The following is a 12,605-nucleotide window of genomic DNA, read 5'->3' as shown; positions in this document are numbered from 1 at the left end:
CGATGGCTCCGCCCACCGTCACCCTGATCGTCGCCGTCGCGAGGAACGGCGTCATCGGCCGCGACAATGCGCTGATCTGGCGCCTGCGCAGCGACCTGCGGCGCTTCCGGGCCCTCACCATGGGCAAGCCGGTGGTGATGGGGCGCAAGACCTGGGACTCGATCGGCCGGCCGCTGCCGGGGCGGCGGGTGATCGTCATGACCCGCGATCCCGCCTGGACGGCGCCCGACACCGAGCGGGCCTCCGGGTGGGAGGATGCCCTGCGCCTCGCCGCGGGAGCGGACGAGGTGATGGTGGCGGGCGGGGCCGAGATCTACGCGCTCGCCCTGCCTCATGCGGATCGCATCCACCTCACCGAGGTCGACGTCGCGCCCGAAGGGGATGCCCATTTCCCCACGATCCCGCCGGATTTCCGCGAGGTCGCGGCGGAGGCGCATCCGGCCGGGCCCGAGGACGAGCACGGCTTCCGCTTCGTGACGCTCGCGCGGTGAGCCGGTGAGTCCCTGTTCCGATACGTCCGAGACGACGAATCCATCTCAAGTTCCCGGGTGCGGCGATGGAACTCCCGCAGCGGGGCACAAACCTTGAGAATTGGAGCCGCGCCGGTGGTTGCTTTCGCCGGGGGCTCAGCCGATATCGCTGAGGAGCGAGTGCCAGTGCAATGCGAGTGCCGCGCGGGACGCGAGAGACAGCGCGGGGCGTGCCGGCCGGGAAAGGACGTGGGCGAGCATGCCTTGGAGCAATCAGAGCGGCGGCAGTGGCGGCGGCGGCAACGGGGGCGGTCCCTGGGGCAATCGCGGCGGCAATAGCGGCGGTCCCTGGGGGGGCGGCTCCGGCGGCGGTGGCGGTGGCGGCCCGTGGGGCGGCGGGGGCTCGGGCGGCGGCAACCAGCCGCCGGACCTCGAGGACCTCTTGCGCCGCAGCCAGGACCGTCTGAAGACCCTGATCCCCGGCGGCGGCTCGGTCGGCACCAAGGGCGCGGTGCTGGCGGTGCTGGTCGTGCTGGTGCTGTGGCTGATGACCGGCTGGTACACGGTGCTGCCGAGCCAGGTCGGCATCAACACGGTGTTCGGGCGCTATACCGGCCAGTCCGGCGAGGGCCTGCGCTGGAACTTCCCCTACCCGGTCGGCGCGGTGGTCAAGCCGAATGTCGGCGAGTCGCGCAGCATCCAGATCGGCTACCGCTCGGGCGTCGGCGCCCAGCGCTCCCGGGACGTGCCCGAGGAGAGCCTGATGCTCACCGGCGACGACAACATCGTCGACATCGACTTCGACGTGCAGTGGCGCGTGAACCCGGCCAAGGCCGAGGACTTCGTGTTCAACCTCCAGAACCCCGAGGGCACCATCAAGTCGGTGGCCGAGAGCGCGATGCGCGAGGTGGTGGGACGGCGCCAGATCCAGGCGATCCTGACCACCGAGCAGTCGAGCGTGGCGCAGGAGGTGCAGCAGATCATCCAGAAGGCGCTCGATTCCTACGGCGCCGGCGTGCTGATCAACGTGGTCCAGCTCCAGGGCGTGAGCCCGCCGGCCGAGGTGCGCCAGGCCTTCGTCGACGTGAACGCGGCCCAGCAGGACGCCGCCCGCGCCCGCAACGAGGCCGAGACCTATGCCAGCCGCGTGGTGCCCGAGGCCCGTGGCCGGTCCTCGCAGATCCAGCAGCAGGCCGAGGCCTTCAAGTCCCAGGCCACCGCCGAGGCGACCGGCCAGGCCGCGCGCTTCCGCGAGGTCTACGACTCCTACAAGCTCTCGCCCGCGGTCTCCCGCGAGCGGATGTTCCTCGACACCATGGAGAAGGTGCTGGGCGGCGTGAACAAGGTGATCATCGACCAGGGCGGCACGGCGGGTGCCGGTGCCGCGGCGGCCGGCGTGCTGCCGGTCCTGCCGCTGCAGGAATTCGCCAACACGGCCCGTCCGGGTAACGCTGCCCAAGGGAGCTCGGCTCAGGGGAGCGCGCGATGAACGGCAACGCGCTTCGCACCGGCGCCGTCGTCCTCGGCGTCCTCGTCCTGGTGATGGTCTACGCCGCGGCCTTCACCGTCGGCCAGACCCAGCAGGCCCTGGTGCTGCGGTTCGGCGGCGTCCGCACCGTCCTGAACCAGGCCGGCACCGACAAGCCGGGCCTGTACTTCAAGGTGCCGTTCGTCGAGAGCGTCGTGCTGTTCGAGAAGCGGCTGCTCGACCTCGACCTGCCGGTGCAGACCGTTCTCTCGGCCGACCGCCAGAACCTCGAGGTCGACGCCTTCGCCCGCTACAAGATCGTCGACCCGCTGCGCTTCTACCAGTCGGTGAACAACATCCAGGTCGCCAACCAGCGCCTGTCCAGCTTCACCAACGCGGCGATGCGCAACGTGCTCGCCAGCGCCTCGCGGGACGCGATCGTGCGGACCCAGCGCGAGGGCCTGATGAACCGCATCCAGGAGGACGTGAACCGGCAGGCGAAGAATCTCGGCATCGAGATCGTCGACCTGCGCCTGACCCGGGTCGACCTGCCGGCGGCGAACTCGCAGGCGGTCTACCAGCGGATGCGGACCGAGCGCGAGCGCGAGGCGGCGGATCTGCGCGCCAACGGCAACCAGGTGGCGGCGACCATCAAGGCCAAGGCCGACCGCGACGTGACCGTGCTCCTCGCCGAGGCGAACCAGAAGGCCGACCAGCTCCGAGGCCAGGGCGAGGCGGACCGCAACCGCATCCTCGCCGACGCCTTCGGGCAGGACCCGGACTTCTTCGCCTTCTACCGGTCGATGCAGGCCTACGAGAAGGGCCTGAGCGGGTCCGACACGCGGCTGGTGATCAGCCCCGGCTCGGAGTTCTTCCGCTACTTCAACGACCCGCAGGGGCGGGCCCGCCCCGCCGCGGCTCCGGCGGCCGGCCAGTAGGCCGGCGCCCCTCCGCCTCAGCGGACGCCGATACGCGACGATACCCGAGCGCCCCGCCCCGGCGGGGCGCGCTTTTGTGACGGCGGGCCCCGGGCCTGCCGTGCCGCGGAGACCAACAAGATGCGACCGCAGGGGGGAACAGGACAGGCGCAAGGGCCCGCCCGCGGGCGGGCGCGCGGTGTCCTGCCGTGAAGGATCTCGTCGCCGCCCTCGGCTTGGCGCTGGCCATCGAGGGCCTGCTCTGCGCCGCCTTCCCGGGGGCGATGCGTCGGGCGATGCAGGAAGCCTCCCAGACCCCGATGGAGCGGATGCGTCTCGTCGGCCTCCTCTCGGCCGCTGCCGGCGTCGTCGTGGTCGGCGTGGTGCGCCTGCTGCTCGGCTGACTCCCAAACCGATCCTTCGGCACACCCTTCCGCTGGCCGTTAAGCTGGTCCTTGGGCCGAGGCGATCCGCCGGGACTTGAACCGGTTCGCCGGGAGACGATCTTAAGGGGATTCCCGGCCCGGTCGCCGGGATTGTCCGGGCCATGATGCGGACGGGGTGGAACGCCGCCCCCCGCTTCCGGGCCCGAACCGTTTTGACGACGATCCTGCCCAACGAGGTTCCCAGATGGCCGCTTCCTCGCGCCGTAACCCCGCCTTCGCGAGACGGCGCCTGCCCGCTCTCGCGGGGGCCCTCTTCGCGCTCTCCGTCGGCACGGCCGCCTTGCCGAGCGTCGCGCTGGCCAAGGGTCCCGCCTCGCTGGCCGACCTCGCCGAGCAGGTGACGGATGCGGTGGTGAACATCTCGGCCTCCACCACCGTCGAGGCGCGTGGCCGCACCATGCCGCAGCTGCCGCCGGGCACGCCGTTCGAGGACCTGTTCGAGGAATTCTTCAACCGCCGCGGCCAGGGTGGCGGCGGGGGCGAGAGCCAGCCGCGGGCACCGCGCCGCTCGAACTCGCTCGGCTCCGGATTCATCATCGATTCGTCCGGCATCGTGGTCACCAACAACCACGTCATCGGCGACGCCAACGACATCCAAGTGATCCTGCATGACGGCCGCAAGCTGAAGGCCGAGATCATCGGCAAGGATTCGAAGATCGACCTCGCGGTGCTGCGGGTGAAGCCCGATCCGGACCGGCCGCTGAAGTCGGTGCCGCTCGGCGATTCCGACAAGATGCGGCCGGGCGACTGGGTCATCGCGATCGGCAACCCGTTCGGCCTCGGCGGCTCGGTCTCGGCCGGCATCGTCTCGGCCCGGGGCCGCAACATCGAGTCGGGCCCCTACGACAACTACATCCAGACCGACGCGGCCATCAACAAGGGCAATTCCGGCGGTCCGCTGTTCAACATGGACGGCGAGGTGATCGGCATCAACACGGCGATCCTGTCGCCGACCGGCGGCTCGGTCGGCATCGGCTTCGCCGTCCCGACCTCCACCGCCAGCCCGGTGATCGACCAGCTGCGCCAGTTCGGCGAGGTCCGCCGCGGCTGGCTCGGCGTGCGGATCCAGAACGTCGACGACACCACGGCGGAGGCGCTCGGCCTCAAGGGCGGCGGCCGCGGCGCGCTGATCGCCGGCGTCGACGAGAAGGGCCCGGCCAAGACCGCCGGCCTCGAGGTCGGCGACGTGATCACCAAGTTCAACGGCGTCGAGGTCAAGAGTTCGAGCGACCTGCCCCGCATCGTCGCCTCGACCCCGGTCGGCAAGGTCGTCGATGTGACCACGATCCGCAAGGGCCAGGAGCAGACCAAGCAGGTCACGCTGGGCCGCCTGGAGGACAGCGACAAGCCGCAAACGCAGGCCGCCCTCAACCGGCCGCAGCCGGAGGCCGACGTCACCCGTCAGGCGCTGGGGCTCAACCTCACCGGCCTCTCGGACGAGTCGCGCAAGCGCTTCGGGGTCAAGGAGAGCGTCAAGGGCGTGCTGGTCACCCGGGTCGACCCGAATTCCAACGCCGCCGACAAGCGCATCCAGGCCGGCGACGTGATCGTCGAGGTCGGCCAGGAGGCCGTGACCTCGCCGGCCGACGTGACCCGCCGCATCGACCAGATCAAGAAGGACGGACGGAAGTCGGCGTTGCTCCTCGTCTCGAACAAGGATGGCGAGGTGCGGTTCGTGGCGTTGAGCCTTGAGTGATACCAACGGTCGTTGGAAACGACCTTTGATTCCGTTCTCGAATTTTTGCCAAGCCTCTGGCTTGACATCGAAAAATCGAGATGGGTCAATGGCCCCGTCGGTCTCGGGCCTGCCCGAGATCGAATCGATGCGTCAGCATCTCGGGCCATTGGCATAAGTCACGGTCGCGCGGCGGGTTTTTGTTCGCCCGCGGCGCTCTTCTTGCTGTTGGACTGATTGATTTTCTTCTGTCGATCGAACACCCTCCTCGTCATTCCGGGGCCGCGCAGCGGAACCCGGAATCCAGACACCCATGCGGTTCAGGATGAGGCGGGCAGCGTTCCGCTTTCCGCCGAGGAGCGCACAGCATTCATCCCACCCCCGACCTCATTCCTGAGGTGTCGATCGATCGAAGATCGACTGACCTCGAAGGAGATGTCCAGTTGCCGCAGAGGCTTCTGGAGCCCTCCTTCGAGGCTGAGCGATCGAAGATCGCTCAGCACCTCAGGATGAGGTCGTGGATGGGATGGAGCCTCATGAATGTCGAGAGATGCGAACACTCGTGCCCGGCCACTGCCGTGACCGGCACCATCTTTACTTCTGCGCGTCGATCAGCGGCGACCAGGTCGGGTCGGACGCATAGGACGGCGTCGGGACCGGCTGCTCGACCTTGCCGGTGATGTCGACCATGTAGAGCTTGCCGCCGGCCTGGCCGCCGGGATCGCGGAAGAAGATCAGGTACTGGCCGTTCGGCGCCCAGGTCGGGCCCTCGTTGTGAAAGCCTTCCGTCAGCACGCGCTCACCCGTGCCGTCGGGCTTCATGATGCAGATCGCGAAGGAGCCCTTCCGCTGGCGGGTGAAGGCGATGTAGTCGCCCCGCGGCGACCAGGCCGGCTGCGAGGCCGAGCCGTCGCCGAAGGTCAGGCGGCGCGGGTTCGAGCCGTCGGCGCCCATGACGTAGACCTGCTGCTGGCCGCCGCGGTCGGATTCGAACACGATCTCGCGCCCGTCCGGCGAGAAGGACGGCGAGGTGTCGATGGCGTTAGCGTTGGTGATCCGGGTCTGCGCCTTGGAGGCGAGGTCCATCACGTAGATGCTGGCATTGCCGCCATCCTGGTCGCTCATCACCAGGCGGCGCCCGTCCGGCGAGAAGCGCGGGCTGGTGCTCATCTCGGCGTTGGTCGGGATCACCTGGCGGGCGCCGGTCGAGAGGTTGATCACCTGCACCCTCGGCTGCTGGCCGGTGACCTGGGCCATGTAGGTGATGTCCTGGGTCGAGGGCGAGTAGCGCGGCGCCACCACCGAGGCCTCGCCGCTCGTGAGATACCGCACGTTGGCGCCGTCCTGGTCCATGATGGCGAGGCGCTTGCGGCGGTGCTCCTTCGAGCCCGATTCGTCGACGAAGGCGACGCGGGTGTCGAAGAAGCCGCCGATGCCCGTGATCTTGGTGTAGACCGCATCCGAGATCAGGTGGCCCATGCGGCGCGCATTGGCGCCGTCGCCGGCATATTGCTGGCCGATCATCTGCTGGCCCGACAGCACGTCCCACAGCCGGAACTCGGCCTTGAGCCGGCCCGACCCGTCGCGGATGACCCGGCCGGTGACGAGGCCCTGCACGCCCATATCCTTCCAGGCGGCGAAGTTGGGCGCGGCGTCGAAGTTCGGGCTCTCGGGGAAGCGCGCCTTCTCGACCGGGGTGAAGTAGCCGGAGCGCTTCAGGTTGTTGGTGACGATGCCCGACAGGGTCGGCCCGAGGCTCGGATCGCCGGAAAAGTCGGCGATGGCGATCGGCATCGGCTGGAAGGCGCCGCCGGGGCCGATGCGCAGGTTGAGCTGCGCCTGCGCCGGCGAGGCGAAGCAAGCGGCGAGGCACAGCCACAGGAATGCGGCGAGCGCGGAACGCAATCGCGAGGGGGAGTGCATGGAAGGGACGTCCATCGTGGGGTGAGGCAGGCGGCCGGCAGGAGTTTTAGGCCCGCGGCAGCTCGAACTCGGCGTTGATGACCCGCCAGTCGTTGTAGAACGGGGCGAACTGGGACGGGATGCGGAAGGGCGCGCAGCGCCGCACCGCCCGCACCGCGGCCTCGGCGATCGAGCGATCGACCGCACTGCCGCCGGCGCGCAGGATGCGCGGTTCGGTGGTGAGCGACCCGTCGGGGTTCAGGCGGATGTCGAGCTGCGGCAGCACGATCCCCTGCGCGGCGCCGGGCGGCGCCGAGTAGCAGCGCTCGATCTGCTGCTGGAGCAGGCCGACCAGGGCGTCGCGCTGGCTCGGGTTGAGGCGCTGCGACGTGCCGGTCGCGGCTCCGAGGGCGGCGGTGCGCTGCACCTCGCGGCCGGTGGCGCCGGTCGATTGCGACGGCCCGTGCGAGGCCAGCATGTCGCGGATCGAGCCCGAATTGAACTTGGCGGCGAGCTCGGCCTGGCGCCTGGCCTTGGCCTCGGCAGCGGCCTTGGCCTTCGCGTCCGCCATGGCCTTGGCCTTCGCGGCGGCCTCCGCCTTGGCCCTGGCCTCCGCGGCGGCGTGGGCCTTGGCCTCGGCGTCCGCCTTGGCTTGCGCTTTCGCCTCGGCTTCGGCCTCGGCCTTCGCTTCCGCCTCGGCTTTCCGGGCCTCCGCTTCGGCCTTGGCCTCGGCGCGCGCCTTGGCGTCCGCCTTCGCCTTGGCCTCGGCGACTGCCTTGGCCTTCGCCTCGGCGTCCGCTTGAGCCTTCGCCTTCGCTTCGGCCTCGGCTTCCGCCTTGGCCTCGGCCTTCGCTTTCGCCTCGGCGTCGGCGCGGGCCTTGGCTTCGGCCTTGGCCTTCGCCGCCGCCTTCTCGGCGGCGGCCTTCTCGGCCGCTGCCTTGGCCTCGGCCAGTTCCTCGCGCCGGATCGCCTCGGCCTCGGCCTTCTCGGCCGCCGCCTTCTCCGCCGCGGCCTTTGCAGCTTCCTTGGCGGCCACGGCCGCCGCCTTCTCGGCCGCCGCTTTGGCTGCTTCCTTCGCCGCTTCCTTGGCTGCGGCCTTCGCCGCCTCCTTGGCGGCCTCGCGGGCCGCTTCCTTGGCGGCCTCCTTGGCCTCGCGCTCGGCTTCCGCCTTGGCTTCGGCGCGCGCCTCTGCCTCCGCCTTGGCCTTCTCGGCGGCGGCTGCGGCAGCCGCCGCGGCCTTCTCGGCATCGGCCTTTGCAGCGTCAGCCTTGGCGGTGTCGGGGCGGGCCGGTGGCATCGGGGCGGGTTCGGGCTGCTCGAGGGCCGGGCGCAGGGGCGGCGTCGGCATCTCCTCGGCGTTGGCGACCTTGATCTCGGGCGGGCGCGTCGGCGGGGTCGGCACGTTGGCCTTGGCCTCGCCGGGATCGTTCTCCTGCTGCTTGTCGGCGACACGGTCGGCGCGCGGGCTCTTGGCCGGGGCGTCGCCGTCGCGCTGGCCCTTGGTCAACTCCGAAAACTGGTTCTCGGTGATGACCTCGACCGGCACGCCCTCCTCGGCCTGCGGCAGCGTGTGCGAGGCGGCGGCGAAGAGCGCCAAGCCGATCAGCACCACGTGCGCGCCGGCCGAGACCCAGACGCCGGGCTCGGACCTGTCGAAGGGAAACGCCACCGGAAGAACCCCGCCCTACTAACGCTGGTCGGGCTCGGTCACGAGGGCGACCTTCTTGAAGCCGCCGCCCGTCACGATCGCCATCACCTGAGCGACGCGGCCGTAATCGACCCGCTTGTCGCCGCGCACGAACACCCGCTCCTCGAACCCGTCCTTGGCGGTCGACGAGAGCTTGGCGACGATGGTGTCGTCGGTGAGCTCGTCCTCGCCGAGGAAGACCTGGCCGGTCTGGCGGATCGAGAGGGTAATCGGCTTCGAATCCTGGTTGAGCGGCGCGGCCTTGGTCTGCGGCAGGTCGAGGGGCACGCCGACCGTCATCATCGGGGCGGCGACCATGAAGATGATCAGGAGCACCAGCACGACGTCGATGAACGGCGTCATGTTGATCTCGTTGATCGCGCCGCCGCTCCGCCGGCCGCGCCGACGGCGCCCGCCGCCCTGTGCCGCTCCGGAGGCCATGCTCATCGGGCTCGATCCTTCCTGAAGAGGCTCAAGGTTCAGGCCGCCAGGGCCATGCGCTCGTCGATCTGGCGCGACAGGATCGCCGAGAACTCGTCGGCAAAGCCCTCCAGACGCCCTTGCGCCTTGGCGACCGAGGCCTGGAGCTTGTTGTAGGCGAGCACCGCGGGAATCGCCGCGAACAGGCCGATCGCGGTGGCGAACAAGGCCTCGGCGATGCCGGGCGCCACGACCGCCAGCGAGGTGTTCTTCGAGGCGGCGATCGACGTGAACGCCGTCATGATGCCGAACACCGTGCCGAACAGGCCGATATACGGGCCGGCCGAGCCGATCGAGGCCAGGAACAGCAGGCGCGATTCCAGCCGCTCGACCTCGCGCTGGATCGTCACGTCGAGCACCTTGTCGATCCGCTGGCCGAGGCTGCGGATCGAGCGGCCGGAGCCCTCGTAGGAGCGGCGCCATTCGCGCATCGCGGCGACGAACAGGGCGGCGAGCCCGGTCGCCGGCTTGTCGTTGTAGGCGCGGAACAGTTCTTCCAGCGGCCGGCCGGACCAGAACTCCTCCTCGAAGGCGTCCATCTCCGCCTTGGTGCGGCGGAACAGCAGCGTCTTGTCGACGATGATCGACCAGCACCAGATCGAGGAGCCGAGCAGGCCGAGCATCACCACCTTGACGACGAGGTGGGCCTGCCAGAACAGGCCGAACATCGTGATCTCGACCACGGGCATCGCCTGGGCGGCGTCGGCGGGATTCATGCGGCTCATCCTCGCGTCCCGGGCCGATGAACGGCCCTCGGGCACTCCAACCGGGATCGGGGTTTTGCGTATCGTGGTTCGATCGCGCCCGAATCTGTCGAAAGTATGGGCCGCCGCTCCGGAAAGAGCGTTCGCCCGCCGCGAGTTAAGCCCCCGGCAGGGTTAAGGAATGGTGAGTGGGACCGCTCAACGGCGCGCCAGCGTGCGGCGCAGGGCCTCGGGCAGGCGCACGGCGCGTCCGTCGCGCACGCAGGCCACCACCACCTCGGCGCGCACCAGAACCTCGTCGCCGCGGCGCACCTCCTGGTCGAGATGCATCGAGGCGCCGCGCAGCTCGCGGGTCGCGGTCAGCACCGTGAGCGCGTCGTCCATCCGGGCGGGCTTGAGGTAGTCGAGGCTCATCCGCCGCACCACGAAGACGAGACCGTCCGCCTCCCGATGCAGGTCGGACTGGTCGCCGGCCAGGCCGCGCAGGAGTTCGGTCCGGCCGCGCTCCATGAAGCGCAGGTAGCTCGCGTGGTAGACGAAGCCGGAGAAATCCGTGTCCTCGTAGTAGACGCGCAAAGGCAGGGCGTGGGCGTCCGGGGGCATGGGTTCGGTCACGTAGAATTCCGTTTTGATCTCGTTCTGGTCGCGCCTGGAAGCGTCTCCGATGAACCGAGGCCGACAAGTCGCGCGCTTCCCCTCTCCCACACGGGAGAGGGGATCCCGCGCTTTTTACTTTAAACGGGTTCGGTGGAAAAATGTATCAAGCGACCGCCCCCGCCCCCAGCTCCACCACCACGATCTCCGGCGGCACCCCGATGCGGATCGGCGCGATACTGAGGCCCAAGCCCCCGGAGATCACCAGGTCGCTCGCCTCGCGGACATGGCCGTAGGCGTAGCGGCCGGGATAGCGCGAAGGCACCACCGGCGACCAGCCGAACAGCCTTATCTGCCCGCCATGGGTGTGGCCCGACAGGGTCAGCGCCACCCGGGCCGGCACCTGGGCGAAGATGTCGGGCTCGTGCGCCAGCAGGATCATCGGCGCGCCGTCGGGCACCGCCGCCAGGGTGGCGGGCAGGTCGTCCAGGCCGACCCGCCCGCGGCCGGTGCGGCGGCGCGCGGGCAGCAGGGCGAGCTGGTCCTCGAGCCCGGCGAGCCAGACCGGGCCGGCCCGGGTCGCGAGCGGCACGGCCTCGTTCGACAGAACCCGGATGCCGTTCTCGGTGAGTGCCGTGCCGGCGATGGTCGGTCCGGCGCCGCGCTTCTGGGCGGTCTTGTCCTCCCACCAGTCGTGGTTGCCGAGCACCGCGTAGACGCCGAGCGGCGCCGTGAGCTTACCCAGCACCGGCGCCCATTCGGCGGCGGGCACGTAGCGGGTGACGTAACGCTGGCCGGCCACGAAATCGCCGACCAGCACCACGAGATCGGCCTGGAGCGCGTTGGTCGCATCCACGATGCCGGCGATGCGCTCCGCGCTCATCCAGGGCTCGCAGGCATGGATGTCGGTGAGCACCGCGATGCGTAAGGAGAGCCCCGCCGGCCAGGGCGCGGCGGGGTTGGCCGTGATCGCGTACCGGGTCACGACCTGGCGAAAGGGCTCGATCCCGGTGGCGTAGGCGCCGGTGCTGACGCCTGAGAGCGCGACGGCGCCCGCGCCCTGGAGCACCCGGCGGCGGGTGAAGAGGCGGTATCCCCTCCCCGCCTCACGCATCCTCGTCGCCGCCGGTGAACAGCCCGAACTGCACGGTCCCGTCGCGCCTCGGCTCCGGCAGGCCGAGATGGCGGAAGGCGTGGGCGGTGAGCACCCGGCCGCGGGGCGTGCGCTGCACGAAGCCCTTCTGGATCAGGTAGGGCTCGATGATCTCCTCGATCGCGTCGCGGGGCTCGGAGAGCGCCGCCGCGATGGTCTCCACCCCGACCGGCCCGCCGTTGAACGAATGCGCGATGATGCTCAGGTACTTGCGGTCCATCGTGTCGAGGCCGGCCGGATCGACGTCGAGGAGCCGGAGCGCCCGGTCGGCGATGGCCCGGGTGATGGTGGGGGCGTCCTCCACGATGGCGAAGTCGCGCACCCGGCGCAGCAACCGCCCGGCGATGCGCGGCGTGCCGCGCGCGCGCTTGGCGATCTCGTTGGCGCCGTCCGGCGCCATGCCGATGCCGAGCACCCGGGCGCCGCGGCCGACGATGAGTTCGAGTTCGTCGATCTCGTAGAATTCGAGCCGGACCGGGATGCCGAAGCGGTCGCGCAACGGCGTGGTGAGCAAGCCAGCCCGGGTGGTGGCGGCGACGAGCGTGAATTTCGGCAGCTCGATCTTCACCGAGCGGGCGGCCGGCCCCTCGCCGATGATGAGGTCGAGCTGGTAATCCTCCATCGCCGGATAGAGAATCTCTTCCACCGCCGGGTTGAGGCGGTGGATCTCGTCGATGAACAGGACATCGCGCTCTTCGAGGTTCGTGAGCTGCGCGGCCAGATCCCCGGCCTTGGCGATCACCGGGCCGGAGGTCGAGCGGAAGTTCACCCCGAGCTCGCGGGCGACGATCTGGGCGAGCGTCGTCTTGCCGAGGCCCGGGGGCCCGACGAACAGCACGTGGTCGAGGGCCTGACCGGTCTTCTTCGCCGCGTCGATGAACACCTGGAGGTTGGCGCGCGCCGCCCTCTGGCCGGTGAAATCGGCGAGGCTGAGCGGCCGGATCGAGGCTTCGACATCGTCCATGCGGCGCTCGGGGGTGAGGAGGGCTTTGCTGGGCTTGCTCACGCGGGACCTGACGGTGTGCATCATCGACGGCGCGAGGCCGGCGGCTTCCGCCGCCCGGGCGGTCGACCGCCCGCCGGATGTAATCGCTGGCCTCTGTCGCACA

Annotated in this window: 12 protein-coding genes; 5 read left to right on the top strand and 7 right to left on the bottom strand. The window is 70.1% G+C overall.

All coding sequences use genetic code 11. The annotated features are described in order from the left end of the window. Positions 1-2 precede the first annotated feature (2 nt). The 5 genes from HBB12_RS05215 to HBB12_RS05195 all read left to right on the top strand — a co-directional run bounded on the left by HBB12_RS05215 (position 3) and on the right by HBB12_RS05195 (position 4,997). Positions 3-491, top strand: a complete 489-nt coding sequence (locus HBB12_RS05215; RefSeq protein ID WP_236988381.1) for a dihydrofolate reductase — start codon at positions 3-5, stop codon at positions 489-491. A gap of 238 nt (positions 492-729) precedes the next feature. Further along, positions 730-1,959: an FtsH protease activity modulator HflK gene (gene hflK, locus HBB12_RS05210; protein ID WP_236988380.1), complete on the top strand. Its 1,230-nt coding sequence runs from the start codon at positions 730-732 to the stop codon at positions 1,957-1,959. After that, positions 1,956-2,876 (top strand): protease modulator HflC, encoded by a 921-nt coding sequence (hflC, locus tag HBB12_RS05205; RefSeq protein WP_236988379.1) that lies wholly within the window; start codon positions 1,956-1,958, stop codon positions 2,874-2,876. Before hflK ends, hflC begins: the two co-directional genes overlap by 4 nt. Positions 2,877-3,064: 188 nt before the next feature. Continuing rightward, positions 3,065-3,259 (top strand): DUF2065 family protein, encoded by a 195-nt coding sequence (locus tag HBB12_RS05200; protein ID WP_236988378.1) that lies wholly within the window; start codon positions 3,065-3,067, stop codon positions 3,257-3,259. A gap of 226 nt (positions 3,260-3,485) precedes the next feature. Continuing rightward, positions 3,486-4,997, top strand: coding sequence for a DegQ family serine endoprotease (locus HBB12_RS05195; RefSeq protein ID WP_236988377.1), 1,512 nt, complete (start codon positions 3,486-3,488; stop codon positions 4,995-4,997). A gap of 573 nt (positions 4,998-5,570) precedes the next feature. On the opposite strand, the gene tolB is transcribed toward HBB12_RS05195, so the two are convergent. The 7 genes from tolB to ruvB form a co-directional block, all read right to left on the bottom strand. After that, positions 5,571-6,899, bottom strand: coding sequence for a Tol-Pal system beta propeller repeat protein TolB (tolB, locus tag HBB12_RS05190; RefSeq protein WP_236988376.1), 1,329 nt, complete (start codon positions 6,897-6,899; stop codon positions 5,571-5,573). A gap of 46 nt (positions 6,900-6,945) precedes the next feature. After that, positions 6,946-8,226 carry a cell envelope integrity protein TolA gene (tolA, locus tag HBB12_RS05185; RefSeq protein WP_502306734.1) on the bottom strand — a complete coding sequence of 427 codons (1,281 nt, stop codon included), beginning with the start codon at positions 8,224-8,226 and terminating at the stop codon, positions 6,946-6,948. Between the two features lie 339 nt (positions 8,227-8,565). Then, on the bottom strand, positions 8,566-9,012 hold the full coding sequence (locus tag HBB12_RS05180) for an ExbD/TolR family protein (RefSeq protein ID WP_236988374.1): 447 nt from the start codon (positions 9,010-9,012) through the stop codon (positions 8,566-8,568). Positions 9,013-9,044: 32 nt separating this feature from the next. Continuing rightward, positions 9,045-9,761, bottom strand: coding sequence for a protein TolQ (gene tolQ / locus HBB12_RS05175; protein ID WP_236988373.1), 717 nt, complete (start codon positions 9,759-9,761; stop codon positions 9,045-9,047). Positions 9,762-9,947: 186 nt separating this feature from the next. Further along, complete coding sequence (ybgC, locus tag HBB12_RS05170; protein ID WP_236992667.1) at positions 9,948-10,352, bottom strand: tol-pal system-associated acyl-CoA thioesterase; 405 nt, start codon at positions 10,350-10,352, stop codon at positions 9,948-9,950. Between the two features lie 157 nt (positions 10,353-10,509). Then, entirely contained in the window at positions 10,510-11,457 is a 948-nt protein-coding gene (locus HBB12_RS05165) for a metallophosphoesterase (protein WP_236988372.1), read from the bottom strand. Continuing rightward, on the bottom strand, positions 11,450-12,523 hold the full coding sequence (gene ruvB / locus HBB12_RS05160) for a Holliday junction branch migration DNA helicase RuvB (RefSeq protein ID WP_272913315.1): 1,074 nt from the start codon (positions 12,521-12,523) through the stop codon (positions 11,450-11,452). Before ruvB ends, HBB12_RS05165 begins: the two co-directional genes overlap by 8 nt. Positions 12,524-12,605: the final 82 nt, after the last annotated feature.

The organism is Methylobacterium sp. SyP6R (assembly GCF_019216885.1).
GTDB lineage: Bacteria > Pseudomonadota > Alphaproteobacteria > Rhizobiales > Beijerinckiaceae > Methylobacterium.
Note: the sequence above shows the minus strand (reverse complement) of the source record. Positions and strands in the feature narration are given on the sequence as shown.